Genomic DNA, 24,690 nt, shown 5'->3' with positions numbered 1-24,690 from the left:
TGGCGCTGGGCAGTTCGCCGGCACGCCATGAAAAGTGCCCATTGGGTAAAACAACGCTACTTTCGTGTCGTGGGTCAACGGCACTGGGTTTTCGCCACCCAGGAGAAAGCGCGCGGCATGAGTCAACCCGCTTGGCTGTATGCCGCCGCCAGTGTTTCGATCGTGCGGCATATCAAAATATGCAGTGCAGCGAACCCGTTCGATCCGGCATGGACGTTTTACCTTGAGCGCCGAAGAGCGCATCGTCAGGTTACCCAGTCTCACTCAGGCTGCTGGAAGGCTTGAGCCGTATGAGGGGTGACTCTCAAGTACGGTTCTTAGGGGAGGCAGGAGTGGTAACACTCCTGCTTTACCCGACTGAAGGCCCACATCGGTGTGGATGACGAGTCGGGGCTGGTGCATAGCGTGGTTGGCACGGCGGCCAACGCGGCGGACGTCACCCAGGTCGACAAACTGCTGCATGGCGTGGAGAGCGTCGTCTGCGCCGATGCCGGTTACACCGGTGTCGAGAAGCGTCCGGAGCATGAGGGTCGCCAGGTGATTTGGCAGGTCGCTGCACGGCGTAGCACTTACAAGAAACTTGATAAGTGCAGCCTGCTATACAAAGCCAAGCGCAAGATCGAAAAGGCCAAGGCGCAGGTGCGGGCCAAGGTCGAGCACCCATTCCGGGTGATCAAGCGCCAGTTCGGTTACGTGAAGGTACGCTTCCGCGGCCTGGCCAAGAACACCGCGCAGCTGATAACACTGTTCGCACTGTCGAACCTGTGGATGGCGCGTCGACATTTGATTGACACCGCAGGAGAGGTGCGCCTGTAATGTGGGAAATGGCCGTTGCGAGATGCTCGCGACGGCCAAAAAAGGAGAAATGAGTGGGCTATCTGTCCGGTTTTTGATCGATTGTCCGCTTTCAAAATCGGCAAGGGCTGAAGTTGACGCGAAATACCCAGCTACTTCAGACCTTCCCTAGACCCGCACAAGAGCGGCACTCAACGAGAGGCGTTGCAGGGCGGGAAGATGACACCTGAAAACACTGAAATGACGCCTGCCGCCAAGAAAAAGCGAATATGTCAGCGAGGTCGGGCGGGCTTAAAGGAAGACTGCCCGTCTGCTGAAGAAGATCGAGACTACCGGGACTTGTGAGGGAGGTGAGTGACCGAGAGTCGACCGCTGAGAGCTTGGTACGAGTTTTGACTGGGCACCATCGACAAACGCAACGCCGCTATTCTAGTGACATCACAACACTGAAGTTATAGATTCCCGCTTGGGCTGTCGCATCCCCGTTGACGCTCCAGCCAAATTCGGAATAACCAGCATAAAGGAAGTGACCATGCAATCAATTGAACTGAGTAACACTGTAATACCGAAGGGCGGTTCTTCTAATGAGAATGCGTCGCGTCGTGAGGTGTTGAAACTGAGTGATCTGGATTCTGAATCGTTGTCCGATCTTGCAGGCATGTTCGGCATGTGGAAAGAGGCCGACCACTGCGACAAGGACGATCGCTAATCTTTTGGTCACATATCGCACGCGCGAATCCCTGCAGTTCGTCTCAGGGCTGCCTAGTGAAACAAAGGGAGAGGCTTTACTCCTTGACGCCCTGAGCGCACGGGGCGTCAAATTTCATTTTAGCCGGCTGTCCAATCCCACGCAGGCATCGCACGATGAGGCTGACTATCCTGTGGTTGTCCTGCTCTTGCCGATATTGGGTGACAACGATCTAACTGATGAAGTAAGCAGCCACCTCAACCTTCTCGCGTCGTGCGATGGTTTCCGGGAATGCGCCATTTTGGTGGTCGCAAACGGCGATCGTCATATATCAGATGAGACCGTGACATCCGATCTGCCGTTCAGCGTCAAAGTCCGCCGTATTTTCAGTGACGTGGGCATCTTTGAATTGCTGGAAAGAAAGCTCGATCAGTTCACCGCTACCATACTGGCTAGTGAAATCTTGGATTTCGTCGATGCGACCAGTTTTGCTGATGTCTTCGAATTAAACAGAATTGCTCGCCTCCTGTCACGAGCACCCAAATGGCATACGCGTAAGCGTCTACTCGACTTCTACGACCCTCTCACCGGTTGCAGTCTGTTGAAAACTACCAAGCGTGAAGTTCAGAAGCGTATCGCAAGCCATATCAGGGAAATCGCTCCGCGCATCTTGAAAATGACCCACGCTGGCCTCGGTGACGATGCGCTAAGTGATGTGGGGGAAGCACTCCATGCTGAAGTGATTGATCTCGGCAGTAATAATTTTTCATGGGGGGAACTTGTACCGCAACTGAGAGCTTGTCGGTGGCTCGGTCTGGCGGCAAACGGCCTAGAGCAGGTACGCCTCTCGCATCTGCCCGGAGGGCTCGAGCATCTCTATTTGCATAAGAATGCTCTTCATGAGTTTGCAGCAAGGGAAACAGAAGTGGCACAGCTCAAGTCGCTCAGCCTGTATCGTAATCGGGTGGCTACGTTCGACTGGCCAGCAGGACAATCGAAGCTCACTCACCTTAACCTTGGAGCCAATCCAATCTCATCCCTACCCGAGACACTAAGCGAATGCGCTGCGCTGGAGTTTCTCGGCTTGGCCAGAACGCAGATCTCGAGTTTGCCTGAATGGGTTTTTTCCATTGAGAAGCTACGCGAACTAGATATCAGCTACATCGAGGACCGGATTACGCCAGCACAGATTGCGCATCTGCGCGCACAGCACGTATCGTTAATTACACGGCCCGGCTTGGTCATACCATGAGTGAAAAAACCGATTCCCCCCTTCAGTTCCTACTTGGCGACACGCCGACGCCACGTTTTTTTGGCGAGATCTATGGCAAGCGCCCGTTGCACATCATCGGTACGCCAGCGAAGTTTTCGTCTCTCTTCGCGCTGAGCGATCTCAATGCCATTCTCAATTTTTCGTCGTTACTGTACCCCCGCGTCCGAGTCACAGATCATCGCAACACGATCCACAAGTACGATCTGATCAACGACAAGGATCGGTACAGCAACAACCTCAACAACGAACTGAATCGGAAGAAAGTTCTGTTGGCTATCGCCCGTGGCGGTACCCTCGTCTACGATCGTATCCAAGAGTCCCACCTGCCGCTCGAGTCATTTGTCGACCAGCTCAGCGAAGAGATTCAAACCCGTATAAGCGTCAACGGTTATTACACTGCACGGCGTACGCAGGGGGTTAACGTTCATTTCGACCGGCACGATGTTTTTGCCATCCAGATCCACGGCAGCAAGCGTTGGTTTTATCGCGAGGACTCGCATGTACTGTCACGCGCGATGCGCCACCAATCTGTACCACTGGTGGATGAAAACTTCACTGGCTGGCATTCCGTACTCTTGGAGCAGGGCGACGTCTTCTACTGCCCACGGGGGATCTGGCACTTTACGCAGACAGAGGAAAATCATTCCGCCCATCTGGCGCTCGGCTGGTATCCATTGACGATAGGGGATTGGATCAAGAAATTAGAGTCGCATCCGGAGATTGGGGAGCTGCTAGAGGAGTATGTGCAACAGCCAGGCATGAATGCGCCTTCAATGCACAACGCCGCCGCTCTCGACAACCTGATTGATGCATTGCGTATGGAAGCCAGCCGTCCCTTTCCCCGGCTCACGCGGCCACGACCGTATCTCGAGCTGGAATGATGGAGCAGTTTTATTTTGTTATCACAGAACGTTGCAACCTAACGTGTTCGCATTGCATTCGCGACTCCTCTCCTTATCGCGACGAAACTGCTGAAACTAGCATGATCAAAAATGCGCTTACGCAGATTGCGCGCAGCCATCCAGACAGCCAAGTGTTGCTGAGCGGCGGAGAGCCGACGCTACACCGTCATTTCCTGGAGCTACTCGATTTCGGGCTGCATCTTGGACTGACCATCACCATCAATACGAATGGTGTGACTTCGTTTTTCAATGAGGCCACGTTGAAGAAGCTGGCACAACACGCTCGTCTATCCGTACAAGTATCCCTCGACGGCGACGAAGCGATGCATGATGCGATTCGCGGGCCCGACTCCTATCGCAAAGCAGTACGAGCCCTAAGAAAGCTCGTGGAGCACGGCATTCGCTGCAGTGTCTCGACAACGGTTGTGGATATCGACTTCATGACACGCGCTGATACTTTCATAGCCTCGTTGGACACGCTCGGACTGGCCCACATTGCCATCAAACGGGCGACATATGCCGGCAGAGCGTCGAGAGGCATCGACGTAGACGGGGAAGAATGGAACAAACACGTATACCGCTTGCGAGCGCTGCCAACTAAGACGCGTCTGAAAATGATGCCGATGTACGACTTTGATCGCCTTGACACACTTTCCGACGACGCACTGAGCGAACTTGAATTGCCTCCGTCGGCAACGAATTGTGGAGCAGGCACCGCGAAAGTCTATATCTATACCAACGGTGATGTGTGCCCGTGCACTTGCTTCAAGGATCGGCCAATGGGAAATCTGTACCTATCCGATTTCGATGCAATTCTTGCCAAGCCGCCGACTATTCAGATCAAGCATCCCGTTTGCAATACATGTCGATATTTCGGGCTGTGTCGTGGCGGCTGCTTGGGCAGCGGTTATCAAACTACTGGGATAATCGGAGCACCCGATCCGCGCTGCCCCAAGGTCGCCAGTACGGACGGGAAGCGAGAACGGATCCCGCATCTCCAGCACCCTTAACCCGAAAGGGAGGCTCGCCGGAAAGTGTTTACTGGAAAGCTATATGGCAGCGAGAAATTAAATGAAATCGCGAATTAGATTTTCCGGTGGAATAGTTAACGCAAGAAATTTTCTGGCCACCCATTTATAAACACCGAGCCATCAGTTCCCAGACGAACTTCAAGCACACGCTCGACTTCACCATTACTTTCAATCCGTGCGTCGTAACGCGCTGTCAGGTAATGAAATTGTTGATTTGTGGAACCCGCCCAACGGCGACTGATCTCCGGCAAACTCACCTCATACGGGCCATCTACCAACACATCCGTGTAGCGAAGCAGTTGATCAACTCCAGGCAACTGCATCACATTAAGCTCGGTTTTTGTATATCCACTGAATACCATCACTGACAGCCCCAGCGACTGCGCTCCTTGCGCAACGACAGCCAAGCCTTGTGCCTGCAACATAGGCTCGCCTCCGAGAAAGGTCACTCCTTCAAGATCATGCGCATGGTGTGCGCTCTCAAGCCACTCGATAACTGATGAAGCCGAGACAAGCTCACGCTCAACCAGTTGAAGATAAGAGGGGTTGCAGCAGCCACGGCAACGCTTGTTGCAGCCTTGCACCCACAATGCGGCTCTTCGCCCTGGCCCTTCGGCTTCGGTGCAAGGCAGGCGAGACGCTATATTCAGCCAATACACAAATTCACTCCAGCTCGAATAACAACCTGCCCCCGGCAATATGAACTTCAATTACCTTGCCCCGAATCTGATCAGGGACGACCATATGTAAAAATAGAAAATCGGCCAATGGGTCAATCAGCTTATTGGTCAGTGCGTTGGGGACGCCGCGGCCACCCGTCCCGCGATCCACATCTCTAACCAGCAAGGTCAGTATCTCGGCCTCCTTAACCAGCCTCAAGTCCGAAACACCCCATTTATCTTTCAGCCCTTTGCGCAATGGCTCCAACTTGGCGCGGGCGATATCAATCAAGAAGCTATCGTCACGCATGAAGTTGAAAGGAATGATGTTGGCTTCGCCAATGCGCCCTAGCAATTCTGGGCGCTTTAATTCGTGCACGAAATGCTGTCGCACCTTTTGGATGAATTCATTGCGCACATCCTGGCTTTCATAGCTCACTTCGGCTGCGCCAATATTCGAGGTGAAGACGATGACAGTATCCGAAAACAACACCGTTTCGCCCTTGCCATCCGTCAAACGCCCGTCTTCCAAAATTTGCAAAAACTTATCAAGGATGCGCGGGTGCGCCTTCTCGATTTCATCGAAGAGAAGCAGGGAAAATGGTTTTTGCTTGACCGCATTGGTCAACTGCCCGCCAGCTTCGTAGCCCACATAACCTGGTGGTGCACCCACCAACCGCTGGTCAGCATGCTCGTGATTGAACTCGGACATATCGAAGCGAAGGCAGGCCTCTTCGTCGCCGAAGAGGAACTCGGCAATGGACTTCGCCAGTTCAGTTTTGCCGACGCCCGTAGGGCCGACAAAAAACAACACGCCCTTTGGAGTGCGTTGCCTGTATGAGTGTTGAAGCCCCGAAAGTCCTGTGAAAGCGCGCACAAGGATGCGCCGCACCGATTCAATGGCCTCCCCTTGACCTTTTACGCGCCGCCCCAAGGTTTCGACAATGGTCTGAAGCTTTTTGTGATCCAGTTGCTCCCAAGGACTGTGCCTGCGGCCGTGGCGATATAGGTTGAGCAGAGACAAGGCACTTGAGACTTCAGTCTCCTGTCGTGAAAGTCGTGCGAGATTGTGAATGTCGCGGATACTCTGGCCTTCCAAACCATCCACGAAGTCAGCCAATTCTCGTCCTCCTTGCTGCAAAGGGGGCTGCAGCCGAAACACTTCTTTCAAACCCAGTACGGCAGACTCGCGAATCTGCCTTGGCGGTAAGGGAATTGATATTTCCCTGAACAAGGGGTTGTTCAGGTAGATGGATGGTGGCAACACATTCAAGCCCCCACACAGCAACACCAGCAGCGATTGCGGTTGACCAATGCTATCAGCATTACGAACCACGGCGGCATCACGGGTGGCTTGTCCCAGCCGTAGCAGCCATCCGCGCTCGTTCTCACTCAACGAATTGATGCTGCCAAACAAATATTGAGTCCAGTCCAGCACAAAAGCGACAGGCTTTTCGGCGCGCGGTTGCCGCAGCCATTGCGCAGCAACAGTCAGTAAGTCATCCGCGCTGGCCGTGATGCCACTGGATGCGGGGCTCGCCATAGGTGTAGGCGGCAAATCACCCATATCATAGGCATTCCCCTCAGATGTGCTTTTTCTTGCGGCAGATGGTGTAACTGAGCTTTGCAATTCCCCCCAAGTCCTCGCATCAACGCCGCTGACACCATTGACGCGGTTCCAGAAAACTACATGCTGGTACCCACGCTGACGCAGCAGGCTCATCAACGCGGTCGGCAAAGCAATCCATTGCCCTGGCGCTTCGGGGCTGGATGTCAAATCCCCCGTGTTGCCATGCAATATCACACCGCGCCGTATGCCGCATTCGCGGCGAAAGTCTTCCTGCCACGGCAACAAAGCTGAGCTCATTTGCTTCTCTCCTGTGTGGCATCAGGGTAAGGGCGGGCATCCTGATCCTGATCATCTGGATTGACCCAAATCACGCGCTTGTCACTCAGACTGATGCCGTAAGCATCTTGTAGCGTTGCCATGACAGGGGTGACATCTTTCTCGCACGTTTTGCCTTTGTATTGATGAAACTTGTAGCTGAGATGGCCGCTCAAGTTGACGCGGAAATCTGCCTGCGCACCAGCAGGGCGACGGGCGCGAATCAGCACTTGGTCTTCCCCTTCTGATACAAGATGCTCTGGCCTATCCACAACAAAACCAGCTTGTTGCAGTGACTGATACACCGCCCGCACAACTTCACGGCGCTGGCTTTCGTCTACGGCAGCTTCATCTTGTTCTTGCACCAGTTGGTTTAAGGCTTCAGCCTGCTCTGCAGGAGCCAGTCCTATTGCATGAGCCAATGCCTCGCGCAACTTGGCAGCGCGTTCGCCACCGTCCTTGTTCGCTTCCTGCTCCAACTGCTCTCTTTGCAGCGCCAGTACGTCGGTCACGGCCTCACGCTGCACACGATTTTTCATTTCTTGCAACTGGCGCTCAGCGTCCTGTTCATATCGCTGCCGAACTTCGCTCAAGGTGGCTGAAATTTGCGCGGTGGTTATGTTGTTGGCTGCATTGCCAAGTAGTTGCGCCCGTAATTGCTGCAGCTCGGCAAACGCGGCGTTGAGCGCGACGGGCGTGCTCCAGCCAGTCAAACCCTCGCGCCAGGCTGCTTCAAGTTCTGCCCTCAGTTGCAACTGTCGCTCAAGCTCAGCTTGCTGCGCTTTGTGGAATGCCTCAGCGGCGGCTTGCTCCGCCTCTTGACGGGCACGGCGCTGCTGCCGCGCCAAGCTGGGGAAACCGTGGATTCGAGCCCCCAAGGAACGGCTCATCTCTCTGGCAGCAAACGGGTCAGACTCCAGCAGAGCCTCCATGCGCCAAAGCGCAGAACTCAGCTCACGAAACTCAGCTGGAATGACTTCGTCCAGACCTTGTCTAGCGACTTCGTTCAATACGCTACGGTAACGTTCAAGGAACGGACGCGTTGTCTCGCGGACACGCTGCCGATCAAGCTCTTGTTTGCGTTGACGTTCAATTTGGTAGCGATATTCGTCCGCCCGACTCATGGTTCACTTCCTTTGATTTTTTTATCTCGCTTCCGTGAATGTATCCCTGATGCAGCAGCGGGCACTAGGCGTGAGGGCGCATATGACTTGGAATCTTGGGTGCTCAGGCCAAGCGATTGCGCCTTGTTGCGTAGGTTGATGTCATTGCTCACAAACAACACATCATTCAGCCGAAAGAATAACGCCGTTGAAAGAATGGCATGGTCGGGCTGGCTGGAATCCCATTCAGCAGGCAGTAAGGCCGTATATTCTGTTTCATGGCGGATGCGGGATGAGGTCGCATCCAACTGGCGAATGGCCGCGCGCGCCTTGACCGCGCGAGCCTCATCCACACTGTTTTTCAAACCATCCAACTCGCTCAGCACACGAAGCGGCACCACCAAAATATCGCTGGCGCTCACCCCTTGGAAAATCTCAGGATGTTCCATCAGAGCACTGGTATCTAGCACAACGATGCGATTCCCAACCTCGACTGGGGCCAGCTTCTCCTGCGCCAGTAGGCTCCAGCTCTCCACCGCTTCATTCAACGTACCCCATAGGGGCAGTGATACTTTGAGACTATCGAAACTCCCTGCAGCTTTGCGCCAAGTGCGTACGGCATCCAAGGCATGAGGGGTCAAGGTACGCACATCCATTTGGCCGTTCCTCGCTGCTTTCAGCGCCTGATCGCCAATACTCCGGTAAACCTCCTGAACAGCCTTCTCAATTTCTCGCACCGGCTGCTGCATGGCGTGTGGGCCATACAGCTGCAACTCTTTGCGCATCAATGCTTTTTCCAGCCACATTTGCCGCAATTCGGCGGAAAGCAAATCTTCCGGAATTTCAGCGGCGGAAGGTAAGGCAGCTCGCAGTTTTGCCAATGAGTCCAATGCGTGAATGGGCGCCGCATGACGCAACAGCGCGGATTGCAGCGGCACAGCCTTGTCTGCAGGCAGCATCTGCGCCACTTGAGTCAAAAGAGAAGCGACTTCTTCAGGATCAAGCTGAGTTGGCGTATGCCTCAACGACTCATGCATGGCTTTTGCCAGAGATGCTTCCCACGCAGATATCCAGTCTTTTCTACCGGGCCTCCACCCACCAAGTGCTTGTGTAGCGGGGTCGACCAATGCCATCAGATCGTCTAGTGGCCGTTCAGCACGCGTGGCAAGCCACTGCCACACCGTTTCGCCAAGTGCATCGTCCCGCCATGCAGCAGGCATAAAGGCAATGCGTGGGTCATCGGAGTGCTCGCATATACCCTCTAATTCTCTGCGCAGCTTGGCCCAAAATGCGGTTGCAGTCTGATCGTTCAAAGTAACCGCCAGGCCGCATATGCGAGGTTGTCCGGCCCAATAGAGGCGGAGGTTACCGGCTACTTCTACTTGAGCGCTCGCTCCGTCGAGCTGCGGCAAGGACAAGCTGCGAAATCCCTTCGTCATTCCTGCGGGGGTGGGTATGAGCAGTGTGAACACGGCTGGTTGTTTGCCATTGACAACCAGTTCCGGCGTGCTCACTTCAGACGTCAAAACGATGGTGGGGATTGCTACATCCGTTGCTAAAACGTCTTGCGCAACGATGCGCAACCGTGCTCTGGCTGCCCCCCCATGTGTTGTTGCAATCGGGCGGGCAGTGAGGGCATCTCGCAAAACAGCAGCGTCAATGCTGGGGAGCAAAGCATCCGGCTCGCTTGTCAGTGCATCAGCCAGCAGAATATCCCATGCCAGTTCTGATTGTGCTTGCTCCAACCAGAGCTGCAATGCTGCATCACGCGGGGCGCTCGCAGACAGTACCCCATCCTCGCTGCACGAGACTTCAAGTCGGCGCTCTACCCACCCCGCGGGCTGCACCACGGGCGTGATTCGATCTATAACCGTCGCAGGATTTTTCCAGTCATACGTCTCCTTCGCTATGGCACGTTCAACTTGCGGTAACGGATTTTGCGGCCTCAAAGCGTTGTCGGCTGCGCCGATGAGGTTCATGCCACCTTGACGCTGCAGCCCACCATCCTTCTTGACCGGGTTGATCTCATCGCTGATAGGGTCATATTGGTGAATGACTTTGATCGTGCGCGAGCGCACCGGTAGGCTGTCGCTGCGCAAAAATTGCAAGCCATCGGCAGTCAATTCAAGCTCAGTAAGAGGTGTTTCCAGCGTATCCTGAGCGTAACGTTTGGGCAGCGCGCCCAACGCGGAAAGTTCAGATACGCAGGCTTCCAGCAGTTCCCGCACATCGCCCGCGCCCAATTGATCGCGAAAAACGCCCAGCAATGACAAGTTCTGTTTGTCTGGCAGATGGAGTTCAGGATCGCACAGTCGCAACACCATCCTCTCAAACACCGTGGGCTTGCGCTCGGTGTGATAGGTCACATCGGACTCAATGCGATACAGAGGCAAGGAAACGGAGATTTGTGCCAATTTCATGCGCGGCCTCCCCGATTGTCGTAGTTGTCGCGTTTGTGAGCAGCAGTCCGATTGGATGACGCATTGAACCTGCCACGTTGCTGTTGTGACTCTTGGGGCAGCATGTCAGGTGTCATCAACTGCCTCGCCGGAACCAGCCGAGCATCGCGCTCCAGTTGATCAAGAATGTCCTTGTAAATGGCACGCTTCACGCTGCCTGCGCTGTCCATTCGCGGCAAATCCACCTCATAGGACGCATACATGCTTTTTGCGCCAAAAACGATCAGCAATGCCTGCGCGCGCGAGAAGGCCACATTAATGAATTCGAAACGGGCGACATTGGCCTTACTGGAACGACGCCGGGGCTGATTGCCTGAGCGCAAAGGGTCGTATCCATCGTGGCGCACCATGCTGACCAGCACGATAGACTTTTCCTTGCCCTGGTAACGGATCACGGTATTAACCTCAACATCCAAACAATCGAAACGCCCGTTGAACTCCTTAGGCCTGCGGCGGCGGATGGCCGCGCGAATTTCTCGACATTGATTGGCGTAAAAAGACACCACGCCGACTTTGCATTTGTTGGACCGGGAGTATCCCTGTGCAGCTGATTGCTGCTCAATTTGCTCTAGTGTTTCCGCAATCAACTCAGCTTCCAGGCGATTGGTGCGCCGGGACTGGTTGCCCTCCATGTCTTCACGGTGAATCTGATTTTTCAGGTTGTAGGTGGTGTCCACCCACAGTGCATGGTCCTCCGGAGTGAGCAGGGGCGAGCCGCCGTCCACACTTTTCAATGTCAACCCGTGAACGCGACGAAGTTTCGGGTCAGGATCATCGTCAGGTCGAGGAAGCCCGCATTCCAACTGCCCCTCGTAAAAGTGGTTCACCATCGCCATGATTTGCGGGTGCATGCGGAACTGCACACTGAGTCGTGCGCGGATGGCATCGTCCGCCATCTCGAAATGCGACTTGAATAACGAGGCTGTGACCATTTTTTCGAAGCGTCGTATGTTATCGCGGGTCAGCAAAGTGGGCGCTTCGGAAAGTTGACCTGAACTGTTTTCCTCAGCGTTGGCCGCTTCATTTTCTTCCACTTCATCCATGAAGCTGCGGGCTTCGTCGCCTTCCTGAAAGAGCGGTGGTAGTTGACGATGGTCGCCCACCAGCACGGCCCGGCGCGCGCGCATCAAGGGCATCAACAATTCCAGCGGGGTAGCCTTGCTCACTTCGTCAATGATGGCGACATCAAAACTCGTCTGCCCGGCTTCGTCCAAGGTGCGCTCGTTCTCGTTGCAAGTAATGGCTACCACATTGCAGCTCGACAGGAAATCTGCGCCCAGATGCTGCCAGTCTTCGGTCGCAGCGTTGTTGCGACTCAAATCGCGCATCCAATCTTCCAGCAACGGCCCCCATGTCAGGCGTTCTTGTTGCTGGCTGGCCAGGCGTTGCTCCAAGGCCTGGATGACTTGGGCGACGGTGTCGATGCGCTGCGACAAAGTCGCAGCAGGCTCTAGCGGCAACCTGCTACCTTGGGTGATCGCCTCATCTTGCAACAAAGCCTTAGCCTTCTGCTCATGCTGCCTGCGCTGCTCATCCCAGTCATCTAGGTTGCTTTGAGCACTGCGCTCCTGGCTCTTTGCGCCTCGCACAAGACAATCGCTCGGAACTTCAGGCGCGGGCTGAGACAACTGCGCCTGCAGGGATTGCTTGAGGATTGCGATGGCCTGCTCGATGACCGGCTGTGCCCTCTCCAACTCAGTCAGACTGGCAGCCATTTCGCCAGCCAGTAGGGTCGCGTTTTCAATGTGAGCGCACCATCGAGTGGCTTGGTGAAACAGTCCGTCATAACGGCTGCGCTCCAAGCCCACACCAGCTTGCTCCAAATCTTTGAGCTCCTTGCGCGTGGCTCTCCAGGCATCTACGAAAGCGTCGTCCTTCTCCATCCGCTCCTCTAAAGCTTTCACCTCGTTTCGAAGCGATTCAATGCGTAGCCGGGTGCTGGCATCCTGAATTGGGCTGTCCGCTGCATCACGTAGGCGGCGAATGTCCGCAGCAATGGCTTCTCGCACACTCGTGAAACGCCGCCATACGGCCAGCATATGCCCCAGCATTGCGCCGCGGCTGCTTGCATGTGCCAGCCAATCGTCCATCGAAAACTTGACGAGTAATCCGGCCACCTCGCAGGAAGCAAGGCCTTGCACTAGATTTCTGGCAGATAGCTCTACATCTCGTAAGTCGCCATGCAGCGTTTCGGCTTCGCCATGCAGCAAGGACTGAACGCTTTGCAGACGCTGGCGTTTGGCCTTGTCCTCATCCAGAACCGTGCAAGCATCATCATAATCCTGCTGCGCCTGTCTTGTCTGGCTGCGTGCCAATGCCAAGTCCGCTTCAAGCTGCCTGCCTCTGGTGCTTAACTCCTTCTCATCGCGCAACACAAAAGCCGCTCGGTCATGCCACACCTGCAAGAGGCGCAAGTCCTTTTCACCGCGCTTCCACACAGCAAGGCGATCTTCGGTTTGCCCTGCCAAGGCCTTGTAGTAACGCTGCAAGGATGCTTGCCCCGCGAAGGCTGCGCCATCTTCCGTCACCTTGCGTTCATTCCGCGCCAACCGCACGACGCGTAAGGAGCCATCATGACCAAGCCTGTCCAGCGCGTTGTCAACGGCGGTATGCGCTTGAGATGCCAGCAGCACCCGCTGCCCGCGCCGCACCAGTTGCACGATGGCTTCCGCAATCACCGTGGTCTTACCCGTGCCCGGAGGCCCTTGAACCAAGCACAAATCCGGCGCAGAAAGAATCTTTACCACAGCTTCTTTCTGGGCCGGGTTGAGCTTGTCGTTGGTCCACTTCGTCACCGGCTCCAGGCGCGGCGGCACGGAAACCTGCGCAGCTTCGAACAGATAATCCGTTAGATACGGGGCATAGCCCCCCTGTTCTTGCAACTGACGAAGCGCCTGTTGATGGCGCTTGATCAGGCTCATGTCGCCCGCCGTTGAGATAGACAGAAAACCAGACTCCGGAATCCGACTCAGGATGCGCTCGCGCAAGGCATCTGGTTCCTCAGCGTTGGCGAGATCATTTGCGTCGTCTTCAGTCAGTGAGACGATCATTTCGGCAAACACAGGCGCAGGCCAAGGACATTCCGGCAAGTTTTCTTCCTTGGGAAATTTCCTATTTTGCGGTAACGAAGCAGTTTCCAAGAGTTTGCCAGCCTGCCCCAGCCGGGGAAGGCGGCGCTCCTCCCTTTCAGGCAACCCGAACACCCAAGGCTCTTTGGATTGCCCTACCTGAAATGCCACCAGATCATCCCGTCCCAAGGCCTTACGGTCTTTTTGCAAAGCCTGTGTATTCTGTGCAATCAAGGAAAAAACCAACTGTTCGTCACGCCATTCACGGCTGACGTAGCGCAAACCACGCGCCTTGTGGCGAATGAGGCTTTCTTTCCATCGAAGAAAATCAGTCCACTCGGTCAACTGCTTTTCTGTTTGCTGCGTGATTTGCGGCAAGTCGGCCAGCAATTGCGGCGTGAGTAGATTATTGACGCGCTGAATGCGCGGCTGGCCCTGCATGGATTGCAAGCTGTCATGCACCGCAAATGCAGTGAATTCGCGCTCGAAAGATCGAGCAGGCAGATCCGCAGTTTCGATGAAGCCGTTGATGATAAAAATCGGCGAAGGGTTTTCAGTGGGCCAACGTCCCGTGGCGATGAAGGCGCATCCTTCCCGAAAGGGCCAATCCCGCCCAACGGCGTTAACCCGAACCGCCATCTGTGCGTATCGGGGGTTCTGCTTGTCCCGCTGTCGATTAGAAACATAGCCCGTAATTGGCATGTTGTTTGGAAAAATCAGCTCAAATAAAACTTCTGCTCCATCGCGACCGTTGCAGAAACTTTTGAATGTCTGATGGCGGCGCTGAAGATCGGCTACAACCTGACTCATCCTTCGGTTATTAGGGTCAAGCGCGACATACAAATTCATCACAAATACAGCCCCTTACTTGTTGAAACTTCGTTATTCATTTCAATGTGCCAATCCATAGAAACTCTCAGAAGGGGCACCTCCGATATCCATCTATTTGACGGCGTTAGAAATCGACTCCCTGCATAGCATTTCTCCCCCAGCACGCTGACCTCGTAGCAGTAGCGGTCTTCCAGCTCAGCGCCGAGCATTTCGGGACTGACCTCGGGTAGGTAAGTGAACCCAATCACACAAACTCGCAGGGTGGTGTAGGGGTTGCCAAATTTTTCAGCGCCGGTCGAATTGACCTTACCTGTGACCTTGAGTCACTTGCACTTGAACTGCTGCTCTCCACAGTACCATTCGATGTTGAGTGAGGTTCATCTGATTGAGATGAACATCAATATGAGTGCAGCATGGGCACGGCTGCCAAAGGCTCGCATGCTGGCTCGTCGACTTACCTCTTGATTTTGTCTACCCCCTCTTAAGCAGGCGTCCACTGATGCAGCAAACCGGTTCCTACAGGTTGGACTTGCCTGGGAGCTGGCTTGTCGGGGCGACGAACCGCAACGATTGTGTCTATTCAGGCCCTAGCGGCGGTATTCGCCATCCACCAGCCGCGATACCCCCAGCGGGTTGGCCTCCTGCAGCGCCGCCGGCCCTCAGGTCAACTTCACCATCACCGTCCAGGCCGTAAGCTCTGACATGGCAAAGGTCACGGCCCAGGCCAGTAACCCGGCTACAAATGCCTGAATTCGCCCACTCAGATGCGTTGAGCCAGCGCCTCATGCAGTTGCAACGCCAAGCCGCTGGTGCGCTGCACGTTGCGGCCCACCGCGCCTTCGAACACACCCGGGTGAGTCTCGGCCAGGCTGAACCATTCCCTGGCGCGGGTGATGGCGGTGTACAGCAGCTCCTTGGTCAACACCGGGTTCAGCGCATCAGGCAACACCAGCGCGGTGTGGTTGAACTCCGAGCCCTGGGACTTGTGCACCGTCATGGCGAACACCGTCTCCACCTCCACCAACCGGCTCGGCATCACGAAGCGCACGCCGCCACTGCCGTCGTTGCGCGGGAAGGCCACGCGCAGGGCCAGCGCACCGTCCGGCCCCGGCACCCATAGCGCGATGCCGATATCGCCGTTCATCAGGTTCAAGCTGTAGTCATTGCGCGTCACCAGCACCGGACGCCCTTCGTACCAGCCGTGGTCGCTGTCCAGCAAGCCGCGGCGACGCAATTGCGTAGCCACACGCTGGTTAAGCCCTTCGACGCCCCAAGGCCCCCGGCGCAATGCGCAGAGCAGGCGGAACTGGTCGAATGCAGACAACACCTTGCCTGCCCAACCGGCCCATAGCTCGCTGTCCCACTGTGTATCAGCCACAGGGCGCAAGTCGCGCAGTTGCACCAGGTAATGCCGGTAGCCGGGCGCATTACGGTTGCCATCGATGGCCAGGTCGCTAAGCGCCGCATCCTGCTCGCCACGCACCAGCAGGTTGAAAAGTTGCTCCGAGGGCTGTTCGAGCGCACGCCGTGCTTCGCCCGCCTGCTTGTTGTTGATCAGCTTGGCCAGGCGCCCGATACCCTTCTGCGGGTCGAAACGCCAAGAGCGGCGCAACATCACGGTCTGCTGCGCCAGCGGGGCACCCGCGCCTTCGGCCATCTGCAACTCAGGGTCAACCAGCGCCTCACCGCTGTGGGTGCTCAGCCACTGGGCGGTTTGCGCGTTGTAGTCGCCTTTTTCAGCCTCGCGGCACAAGTCGCCCATCACCGAACCGGCTTCCACCGAGGCCAACTGGTCCTTGTCGCCTAGCAGAATCAAGCGCGCTGCCTGGGGCAAGGCATCCAGCACGCAGGCCATCATTTCCAGGTCGATCATCGAGGCTTCATCGACCACCAGTACATCCAGCTCCAGCGGTTTATCGCGCTGGTGAATGAAGTTGCGCGAGTTCGGTCGGCTGCCCAGCAAGCGGTGCAAGGTGGACACATCCGTCGGGATCTCGGCGCGCACCGCATCACTCACCGGCAACACCCGAACCTCCTTGCCAATGGACTCGGACAACCGCGCCGCCGCCTTGCCGGTCGGCGCCGCCAGGCGGATGCGCAGCGGCTTGCCGCTCTCGACCGCCGGGGTTTGCAGCAACCCCAGCAGGCGCACCACCGAGGTGGTCTTGCCGGTGCCCGGGCCGCCAGTGATGACGCTGAAGTTGCCACGGGCCGCCAGCGCGCAGGCAATTTTCTGCCAGTTGCTGCCTTGCGCGCGCTCGGCTTCGGAACGGGCGGGAAACAGTTCATCGAGACGGCTAGCGAAGTTATCTGGTGTGACCGGCGCCACGCTCAAGCGTGCGCTTAAGGCTTGGGCGATGCTGCACTCGTAGTTCCAGTAGCGGCGCAAGTAAAGGCGCTGCCCCACCAGCACCAAGGGCCGTTCGGGGGCGTCCTGGCGGGCGTCACGGTCCTCGACCAGGGTGCTGGCGGCCAGAGCCTGGAGCCACTGCGTAGCGTCCAGGCCCTGCAACCATTGCGACGGCAGCGTACTGCCCTCCTCGCCTTCTGGTGGCAACGACAGCACGAAATCCGGCGCTGCCAGGGTGGCGGTAAGGTCCAGGCAGGCATGGCCACGGCCCAGTTGGTGGCTGGTCATCGCGGCGGCCAGCAGCACGCTGGCCTGGGCCTGAGGGTCTTGTTCAAGAATGAATTTCGCCAAGGCACGATCCAGCGCGCGCAACCAGCCACGCGCCACCCAGGTATCGACTTGCTGCAAGAGCTCGCTGTTGCTGGCGGCGCCAATGAACACCGCCACCTGCTCGGTATCGCCCTGGCTGCTGCTCAGTTGCTTGAGGGTCTGGCTCATGCGCTGGCCTCCTCGAACTGGCCCATGAAGAGTTGGTCAAGCTGCTCGATCAGTTGCTGCGGTGGCCGCTCGAAGTGCAGGCCATGGGTGGGCGCCTGGTGCCCACGAATGAACAGGTACAGCGCCCCGCCCATGTGCTGCTCGTAGTCGTAGCCGGGCAGGCGCAGCTTGAGCTGGCGATGCAGGGCCAACAGGTACAGGCACAGCTGCAGATCGTAGCGTTTGTCCAGCATGGTTTCGGCCATGGCCTCAGCGACATAGGCGCTATCGGTGCTGCCCAGCCAGTTGGATTTGTAGTCCGCCACGTAGTAGCGGCCCTCGTGCTCGAAGGTCAGGTCGATGAAGCCTTTGAACATGCCGTTCAACTGGTTGGGCGCCAGTATCAGTCGCGGCGTACCGCCGAGGGTGTGTTCGCGTACCAAGGCATCGAGGCGTTCGACGTTCACGTTGCGGCTGGAGAACCAGAACTCCATCTCGACCTGATAGGTGCTCAACCCGGCTAGCGTGCACTGGGTGCCGTTGAAGCGCAGTGGGGCCTTGAGGTAATGGCTCAACCAAGCCGACAGCGGGTCGATCCAGCGCTCCCAGCCGCGCAGGTTGCAGCGCCGGGCCACGGCGTCGTGCAGGGCTTGCTCGTCGCTGGCAGCGTTGCCGAAGCCCTCATCGCCGGCCCACTCGAACAGCCCGTGCAGGAAAGTGCCCGGCCCCGCCCCTCGGGGGAAGGCGTGAATACCAACGCCGGCAGGCGGGTTCTGCTCGTCGTCCTGCTCTTGCAGGTTGGCTTCCAGCGCGGTGGCAGGCTCAGGGGCAACCGGCGACTCGGCGCCCATCCGCGCACGGTCGTCGGCGATGGCCAAGGCAGAGTAGCTGGCGATCCACCAGTTGGTCGCCAGCGCATGCAGCGGGCGCAAGGCCTCGCTTACCGTCGGGCGCGCAGGTGCCACATGGACACCCTCGGTTTGCGCAGGGGCCTTGCACACCGCGATGTCGTCGCAGCCCTTCGCGAAGGCGTCCACCACTTCAGCCAACCAATCAGGGGCAACCGTGCCTTCGCCTGCCAGCAAGTAGCCCAAGCCCGACTTGTGCAGGTCTATCGACGAGCCTCCGGTCTTGAACCCCTGGGGCGCCACGCAGATCCAGGTGGCGTAGCGGGCGCGGGTCAGGGCGACATACAGCAGGCGCATTTCCTCGCCCATGCGCTCATCGTCAGCGCGTTTCTGCGCAGGCTTTGCCGGGTCGCCCTTGGCCAGTTCAAGCACCAGGCTGTAATGCTCATCCTGTCGTTCATGGAACATCGGCGGCGCCTTGCTACGGCCATCCACCGCCCTGGCGCTGCACGCGAACGGCAACATCACCAAGGGGTACTCCAGGCCCTTGGACTTGTGCACGGTCACCACTTTGATCAGGTCCGAGTCGCTTTCCAGGCGCAGAATTTCTTCCTCGCTCTGCTCCTTGATCTGCTCGGCCAGATGGCGAATCAGCGCGTGCTCGCCATCGAGTTCGGCGGCGCTGCGCTGCAGCCATTCGGCCAGGTGCAGCAGGTTGGTCAGGCGGCGCTCGCCCTGTTCTTCAGCCAGCAAACGGGCCGGCACCTTGAAGGTTGCAAGCAGCCTGCGCAGCATGGGCAGCACGCCTTGTTGCTGCCACAGCACGCGGAAGTCGCGGAACCACTGCACATGCGCTTCCCAGCACAGCTCGTTCTGGTTCAACTGCTCCAGGTCCTGCCAGGAAATGCCCACGCTGCGGGTGGCCAATGCCGCACGCAGCAAGCGGTCGCTGGTGGGCTGGGCGCAGGCCCGCAGGATGCACAGCAGGTCGGTGGCTTCTTCGCTTTCGAATACTGAGTCGCGGTCAGACAGATAAACGCTGGCCAGTTTGCGACGCGCAAGGGCCTTGCGAATAGCTTCGGCTTCCTTGCGGCTGCGTACCAGAATGGCGATATCGGCAGGCTTGAGTGCAGTGAGTTGGCCATCGCTGTTGCGCAGGCCCGAGGGTTTTTCTGCACTGCGGTCGAGCCAGGCCTGAATCGCCGAGGCGCATACCTCGGAGGCCTCGCGCAGGTAAGTGGCGTTGTTGATTACTCCGTTGGTTTGCAGCTGCCAGAGGGTCAGGGCCTTCTGCTTTTCACCCTCGATCTCCAACGTATCGCTGCGGCCTTTGGCATCAACACCTTCGAACGGCACCGGGTTCTCCTTCCCCTCCTCGGCAAACCGGAACGCTGCTCGGGGGTGGGCTTCGGCGAACTTGAAACAATGGTTGGCGGCATCGACCATCGCTTGGGTGGAGCGGTAGTTGGTGCCCAGGGTGTAATGCCGGCCCTTGGTAGCCTCACGCGCCTTGAGGTAGGTGTAGATGTCGGCGCCACGGAACGAATAGATTGCCTGTTTCGGGTCGCCGATCATGAACAGGCCGCAGTCGGGCAGGTTTTCTCCAATGCAGTAGATTTTGTCGAAGATGCCGTACTGAACCGGGTCGGTGTCCTGGAACTCGTCGATCAGGGCCACCGGGTACTGCTGGCGAATGGTCTGCGCCAGGCGCGGGCCAGAGGGGCCTTCCAGGGCACGGCCAAGGCGGTTGAGCAAGTCGTCGAAACCGATCTGCGCCCGGCGCAGCTTTTCTTCCTCGAAGGCGCCCTGCACTTCACGCAGAGCATGCAGCAGCAACTGCGCGCGGATGTCCTGCTTCGACTCCTCATGGTCGACCCAAGCATCGATGGCTCGAAACGCTGGGTGCGTACCGATGGCACCGCCTTTGTTCAGCTTGAAGCGGGCTTGCCCGCATTTGCGAACGTGGCTACTGGCTTCGCCTCCCTGGCTCCAGGCGGCGATATCGCCAAGCATTTGATCAAAAGTTTCGGGGGTTTTGGTGGGGTAGGACTTGCCGTTCAGTGCGTTGCGCGCGCTGTGCAGCAACGCCTCCAGAGCCACGATGTCGTTGGCCCAGGCCGCCCTTGCCTGCGCTTCGAGCGCGACGCACTGCGCAGCCCAGTCAGCAGGCCCCTGAAGCAAAGCATCCAGGTGCGCGGGCGCTGTGATCGACATCCCTGCCTGCTGAAACTCGGCATCGCTACGCGACAGCAGCGGCGTCAGCGCTTCGCGTAGCTCGGTGGGGCTTTTGAAGCTATCCGTCACCACCCTGGCAACCTCAGGCGGCAGGCCATAGAACTGCTGGCGCCAGTAGTCCCTGACCACTTCATCGAGCAACTCGCGCTGGTCGGTTTCCAGTGTCTGGGTAAACAGGCTGCCGCTGTCGAAGGCGTGCTCGCGCAGCATCCGGTAGCACCAGCCATGAATGGTCGAAACCGCGGCTTCGTCCATCCACTCGCTGGCCAACTGCAACCGACGAGCACAGGCCGGCCACTGATCGGCGGGGTAACCGTTGCGCAGTTTCACCAGCAGCGGGTCGTGACGATCATCAGGTGCCTGAAAGCACTGGGCAGCCTCGTTCAAGCGTGCGCGAATGCGGTCGCGCAGCTCTTGGGTGGCGGCGTCGGTGAAGGTCACCACCAGAATTTGCGGCGGCGTCAGCGCTTGCTTGAACGCAGCATCGCCCCCATGGCCCAGTACCAGCCGCACGTACAGCAAGGCGATGGTGAAGGTTTTGCCGGTGCCGGCACTCGCTTCGATCAAGCGGCTGCCATGCAGTGGGAAATCGAGGGGGTTGAGGTTAACCGCTGTCATTGGTCGCTTCCTGCGTCGGTCGAGGTGAAGTGGCCGAACAAGCCGCCATACAGGCGCTGGGCCCAGGCCACGAACTGGCCGCTCGCGCACAGTTGGTCGAAGTCCTCGTAGGCACGCCGTTGGGCGAACGAGCGCTCCACTTCACCCTTTTTCATGTAGCCGCCTTCATAGATATCGCGCGCTTTGTCGTAGGCCGAATCGCTGCTTTCCCCACCCGCTGCCAACCAGGCGAAGGCGCTTTCGCAGGCCACCGGCAGCGGCTCTTGCATGCCCGCCACCCAGGCCTGGAGCAGCGCTTGCAGCTGATCCCGGGCCTGGGTTTCAGGCACTGGCCGGAACACCACATCGCCATTCAAACCCACCAAAATGGTCGTGCAGGCAGGCCCGTTCAACTGCAACGCCAAGTGCCGCAACCAAGGCCGCACCAGGTGCTGCCAACGCAGGCTGTCGTCGCTGCACAGCTTCTTGCTGTCCAGTTGCAGGTAGGCTCGCTCATCCAACGCGTTGCGGCGAATGCCACCCAGCCAATCCTTGAGGCCGGGACGCTCGTCAGTGGCTTCGATGGTTGCGGCGCTCTGGCCCTCTTCAAGCTCAGGCCAGGCTTGCAGTTGGGCGTGGTAGCGCGCCAGCAGGCCCGGCATCGGCTCCACCAGCGCCGAGGCGCTCAAGGTGCCGAAGCCGCCCAGTGGCAAGGCGCCCTCGCGTTGCAGGCGTTGCACTTGCAGGCCCAGTTCGGTCACGGCCTGTTCGGGGTCGTAAGCCTCCTCGACCCAGCGCTTCAGCGCCTGGGTAAGCCTGTCCTGGTGCTGCCAGTTTTCCAGGCCATCGAGCTGGAAGGCTTCGTCATCGCGGTTTACCAACTCGTCGTCGTCGAATTTGACCTTCAACCGCTGGCTGAAGAAAGCGCCCACCGGGTCGCGCACGAACTCGGAAAGTTGCCGCAGGCTCAATGGCGTGTCCTGCACCAGCGCGGGCAGGCGCTCCCCTGCTGGCTGCGAGCTGTATTCGTCATGCACCTCGCGCCACTCGCTGGAGTAGGTGAACAAGCCATCAGGCCCCGGCTCGTTGGCGAAGTAGGCGGCGCTGAAGGGTTGCAGCGGGTGCTCCTGGGTCAGCGCTGGCAGCAATGGCTGGCCGTTGGCCGAGCGCCAGCCGCTGGCCAGGTGGTCGCGCAATTGGCCAATCAGCACCGAGGGCACACGCTCGCTGTTGTCGCGGATGTTGCGGCCCACCCAGCTCACATACAGTTGTTTTCGCGCCGACAGCACGGCCTCCAGCAACAGGTAGCGGTCATCTTCACGTCGCGACCTATCGCCAGGGCGGTAGTCGTTGCGCATCAGGTCGAAATCGACCGGTGATTGCTGGCGCGGGTAATCGCCATCATTCATGCCCAGCAGGCACACCACCTTGAACGGAATCGCCCGCATAGGCATCAGGGTGCAGAAGTTCACCGCGCCGGCCAGGAAGCGCTGCGACAGGCCGCTATCTTCGATACCGCTGAGCCAGGCCTCGTGCACCACGCTCAGCGGCAGTGGCTGCGCGAACTGCGCCACCTCGCAGGTGCGCAGCCAACCTTCGAGCAGCTTGAGCAATTGGTTGACCAGCAGTTCCTCTGTATCGTTTACCGGGCGGAAGAACACCTTCAACAAGGCTTGCAGGCGCTCTGCCCATTGCACCGGCGTGGCCGGTTGCTGGAGTTCCTGAAGGGCCACTTCCAGGTGGTCGAGCAAGGTCAGCAGCGGCCCGGCCAGGGCAGCTTCCAGCCCCGACACTTCGTCGTAGGGTTCGATGCCGTTGAGCTGAGGCGCTCGCCCAGCAGCGTAGCCCAGCAGCATGCGTCGCATTCCGAAGCGCCAGGTGTTCTGCTCGAGGCCCGCCGGCATGCCCAGGCTTTCGCGCTGCTCGGCATCGAGCCCCCAGCGCACACCGGCACCGTCGATCCAGCGTTGCAGTGTGGGTACGTCGGCTTCGTTGATCGTGAAACGCGCGCGCAAGGCCGGTACGTCCAGCAGGTCAAGAATGTCGCTGGCAGCGAAGCGGCTATGGGGCAGCTTGAGCAGGTGTTCCAGGGCAATCAGCAGCGGCTGGCGGCCGCGCTGGCCTTGGTCGGCCACGGTAAACGGCAGGTAGCGCGAATCACTCCTTGGCACCTGGCCGAACACTGCCTCGATGTGAGGGGTGTAGGCGTTGATGTCCGGCACCATCACGATCACATCCCGTGGGCTCAACTGCTTGTCGGCGCTGAAGCGGGCGAGCAGTTGGTCGTGCAGCACCTCCACTTCGCGCTGCATGCTGTGCACCACGTGAAAACGCAGCGAGCGGTCGGCGGTAGCGTCTACCGCCCCCCAGGCTTCGCGGGTTTCCGGCAACGGGCGCAGCTCAAGAATATCGCTTTGCAGCTGGCCTAGCAGGGTTGCCGTATCCGGTTCGGTGAACAGGTCGATACGCCCGCCATTGAGGCCATCGAGCAGGTGGCGATAGCTGCCGGGCTCGTCGTGGTAGTCGAGCAGGTTGATGTAGTCGCGCCCCTGCTTACCCCAGGCGGCGAGCAAGGGTTGGCCGTGCTCATTCGCAGCTGCGGCAACCTCACGGGCAGGTTGGCGGCGGTAGTGGTGCGCCAGCAAGTCTTTGTCGGCAACGATATCGCCCCAGTGGTGCCGGCAAGGGTTGTGCACGCACAGCAGCACCTGGCTGTAGCGGGAAAGCTCTTTCAGGGCTTCGAGCACCTGCGCAGGCATCGAGGAAATGCCGAACACCACAACCCTGCGTGGCAGCCCCTTTGGCGCCTGGGCAGCGCTGCGCAGGTGGGCGACGAAGCGTTTGTGAACCCCGGCGCGGCTTTGCTCGAGCGCGCCCTCGCCAACGTCGGCCAATACCTCGCGCCATAGCTGCGCCTGCCACAGGTTCGGCGCATCCAATGGCTGCACAGTGCCCTTGATGTGTTGAAGTTGATCCCGCCCGGCAGCCCAGTCTTCGAGCCAATCGGCGCGGTACACCTGGTATTGGTCGAACAAGTCCGCCAACCGCTCGCACAGTTGGTGCAGCTTGCGCTGTTCATCGTCCTTTTCCAAAAAGCGCTGCAGGCTTGCGAAAACCGGGTTCGTGAGCAAGCTGGGCAGCAGGCGCATCAGCCGCCAGCTCAGCGCTGCCTTGTCCAGCGGCGAGGACTGCGGCGTGGTCTGCGCCCCCAGCACCCCGCGATACACCTGCCACAGAAAGCGCGCAGGCAACTGCACATCCAGCGCCGCAGCAATGCCGCAGCCACCCTTGTGCGGGTCTTCGGCCAGCGCCAGTTTCAGCCACTGGGCGATACCGTTGCTTTGCACCAGCAGCACCTCGTTCTCCAGCGGATGTAGCGGGTGGCTGCGCATCCACTGCACTGCAAGGGCTCGCAGTTCTTCTAGATGATTGCCATGGATGACAACAAGACCAGGCTGAAGCTCCTGCATAGACACACATCCCTCTAGG

12 protein-coding genes and 2 pseudogenes are annotated in these 24,690 nt (G+C 58.4%); 6 read left to right on the top strand and 8 right to left on the bottom strand.

Going from position 1 to position 24,690, the window contains the following annotated elements; all coding sequences use genetic code 11:
- The 6 genes and pseudogenes from BM275_RS14960 to BM275_RS14940 form a co-directional block, all read left to right on the top strand.
- Positions 1-285 (top strand): annotated as a pseudogene (locus BM275_RS14960) (group II intron reverse transcriptase/maturase); the annotation flags it as partial.
- Positions 286-357: 72 nt separating this feature from the next.
- Positions 358-816 (top strand): annotated as a pseudogene (locus BM275_RS14955) (IS5 family transposase); the annotation flags it as partial.
- A 511-nt stretch (positions 817-1,327) separates the two neighbouring features.
- On the top strand, positions 1,328-1,504 hold the full coding sequence (locus BM275_RS22280; protein WP_155952572.1) for a hypothetical protein: 177 nt from the start codon (positions 1,328-1,330) through the stop codon (positions 1,502-1,504).
- Between the two features lie 4 nt (positions 1,505-1,508).
- Positions 1,509-2,735, top strand: a complete 1,227-nt coding sequence (locus tag BM275_RS14950) for a leucine-rich repeat domain-containing protein (RefSeq protein WP_090522066.1) — start codon at positions 1,509-1,511, stop codon at positions 2,733-2,735.
- Entirely contained in the window at positions 2,732-3,637 is a 906-nt protein-coding gene (locus tag BM275_RS14945; protein ID WP_027909356.1) for a JmjC domain-containing protein, read from the top strand. The genes BM275_RS14950 and BM275_RS14945 overlap by 4 nt, the downstream gene beginning before the upstream one ends.
- The gene (locus BM275_RS14940) at positions 3,634-4,668 is read left to right on the top strand and encodes a radical SAM/SPASM domain-containing protein (RefSeq protein ID WP_027909357.1); all 1,035 of its coding nucleotides are present in this window, start codon (positions 3,634-3,636) and stop codon (positions 4,666-4,668) included. Before BM275_RS14945 ends, BM275_RS14940 begins: the two co-directional genes overlap by 4 nt.
- 95 nt (positions 4,669-4,763) lie before the next feature.
- On the opposite strand, the gene BM275_RS14935 is transcribed toward BM275_RS14940, so the two are convergent.
- The 8 genes from BM275_RS14935 to recC form a co-directional block, all read right to left on the bottom strand.
- Positions 4,764-5,348, bottom strand: coding sequence for a 4Fe-4S single cluster domain-containing protein (locus BM275_RS14935; RefSeq protein ID WP_027909358.1), 585 nt, complete (start codon positions 5,346-5,348; stop codon positions 4,764-4,766).
- A 4-nt stretch (positions 5,349-5,352) separates the two neighbouring features.
- Positions 5,353-7,215 (bottom strand): AAA family ATPase, encoded by a 1,863-nt coding sequence (locus tag BM275_RS14930; RefSeq protein ID WP_090522064.1) that lies wholly within the window; start codon positions 7,213-7,215, stop codon positions 5,353-5,355.
- Positions 7,212-8,357, bottom strand: a complete 1,146-nt coding sequence (locus BM275_RS14925; RefSeq protein WP_090522062.1) for a hypothetical protein — start codon at positions 8,355-8,357, stop codon at positions 7,212-7,214. The genes BM275_RS14930 and BM275_RS14925 overlap by 4 nt, the downstream gene beginning before the upstream one ends.
- Entirely contained in the window at positions 8,354-10,756 is a 2,403-nt protein-coding gene (locus tag BM275_RS14920) for a PIN domain-containing protein (RefSeq protein ID WP_090522060.1), read from the bottom strand. The genes BM275_RS14925 and BM275_RS14920 overlap by 4 nt, the downstream gene beginning before the upstream one ends.
- Positions 10,753-14,712, bottom strand: a complete 3,960-nt coding sequence (locus BM275_RS14915) for a DEAD/DEAH box helicase (RefSeq protein ID WP_090522058.1) — start codon at positions 14,710-14,712, stop codon at positions 10,753-10,755. Before BM275_RS14915 ends, BM275_RS14920 begins: the two co-directional genes overlap by 4 nt.
- 742 nt (positions 14,713-15,454) lie before the next feature.
- On the bottom strand, positions 15,455-17,542 hold the full coding sequence (gene recD, locus BM275_RS14910) for an exodeoxyribonuclease V subunit alpha (RefSeq protein WP_090522055.1): 2,088 nt from the start codon (positions 17,540-17,542) through the stop codon (positions 15,455-15,457).
- The gene (gene recB, locus BM275_RS14905; RefSeq protein WP_090522053.1) at positions 17,539-21,222 is read right to left on the bottom strand and encodes an exodeoxyribonuclease V subunit beta; all 3,684 of its coding nucleotides are present in this window, start codon (positions 21,220-21,222) and stop codon (positions 17,539-17,541) included. The genes recD and recB overlap by 4 nt, the downstream gene beginning before the upstream one ends.
- The gene (recC, locus tag BM275_RS14900; RefSeq protein WP_090522051.1) at positions 21,219-24,671 is read right to left on the bottom strand and encodes an exodeoxyribonuclease V subunit gamma; all 3,453 of its coding nucleotides are present in this window, start codon (positions 24,669-24,671) and stop codon (positions 21,219-21,221) included. The genes recB and recC overlap by 4 nt, the downstream gene beginning before the upstream one ends.
- Positions 24,672-24,690 lie beyond the last annotated feature (19 nt).

This window comes from Stutzerimonas kunmingensis (assembly GCF_900114065.1).
Classification (GTDB): Bacteria; Pseudomonadota; Gammaproteobacteria; order Pseudomonadales; family Pseudomonadaceae; genus Stutzerimonas; species Stutzerimonas kunmingensis.
Note: the sequence above shows the minus strand (reverse complement) of the source record. Positions and strands in the feature narration are given on the sequence as shown.

What these genes read in the sequence shown, in the direction of transcription:
- BM275_RS14920 (WP_090522060.1), bottom strand. Translation starts at nt 10,756, where the DNA reads ATGAAATTGGCACAAATCTCCGTTTCCTTGCCTCTGTATCGCATTGAG.
- BM275_RS14930 (WP_090522064.1), bottom strand. Translation starts at nt 7,215, where the DNA reads ATGAGCTCAGCTTTGTTGCCGTGGCAGGAAGACTTTCGCCGCGAATGC.
- recB (WP_090522053.1), bottom strand. Translation starts at nt 21,222, where the DNA reads ATGACAGCGGTTAACCTCAACCCCCTCGATTTCCCACTGCATGGCAGC.
- BM275_RS14915 (WP_090522058.1), bottom strand. Translation starts at nt 14,712, where the DNA reads ATGAATTTGTATGTCGCGCTTGACCCTAATAACCGAAGGATGAGTCAG.
- BM275_RS14925 (WP_090522062.1), bottom strand. Translation starts at nt 8,357, where the DNA reads ATGAGTCGGGCGGACGAATATCGCTACCAAATTGAACGTCAACGCAAA.
- BM275_RS14945 (WP_027909356.1), top strand. Translation starts at nt 2,732, where the DNA reads ATGAGTGAAAAAACCGATTCCCCCCTTCAGTTCCTACTTGGCGACACG.
- recD (WP_090522055.1), bottom strand. Translation starts at nt 17,542, where the DNA reads ATGAGCCAGACCCTCAAGCAACTGAGCAGCAGCCAGGGCGATACCGAG.
- recC (WP_090522051.1), bottom strand. Translation starts at nt 24,671, where the DNA reads ATGCAGGAGCTTCAGCCTGGTCTTGTTGTCATCCATGGCAATCATCTA.
- BM275_RS14940 (WP_027909357.1), top strand. Translation starts at nt 3,634, where the DNA reads ATGATGGAGCAGTTTTATTTTGTTATCACAGAACGTTGCAACCTAACG.
- BM275_RS22280 (WP_155952572.1), top strand. Translation starts at nt 1,328, where the DNA reads ATGCAATCAATTGAACTGAGTAACACTGTAATACCGAAGGGCGGTTCT.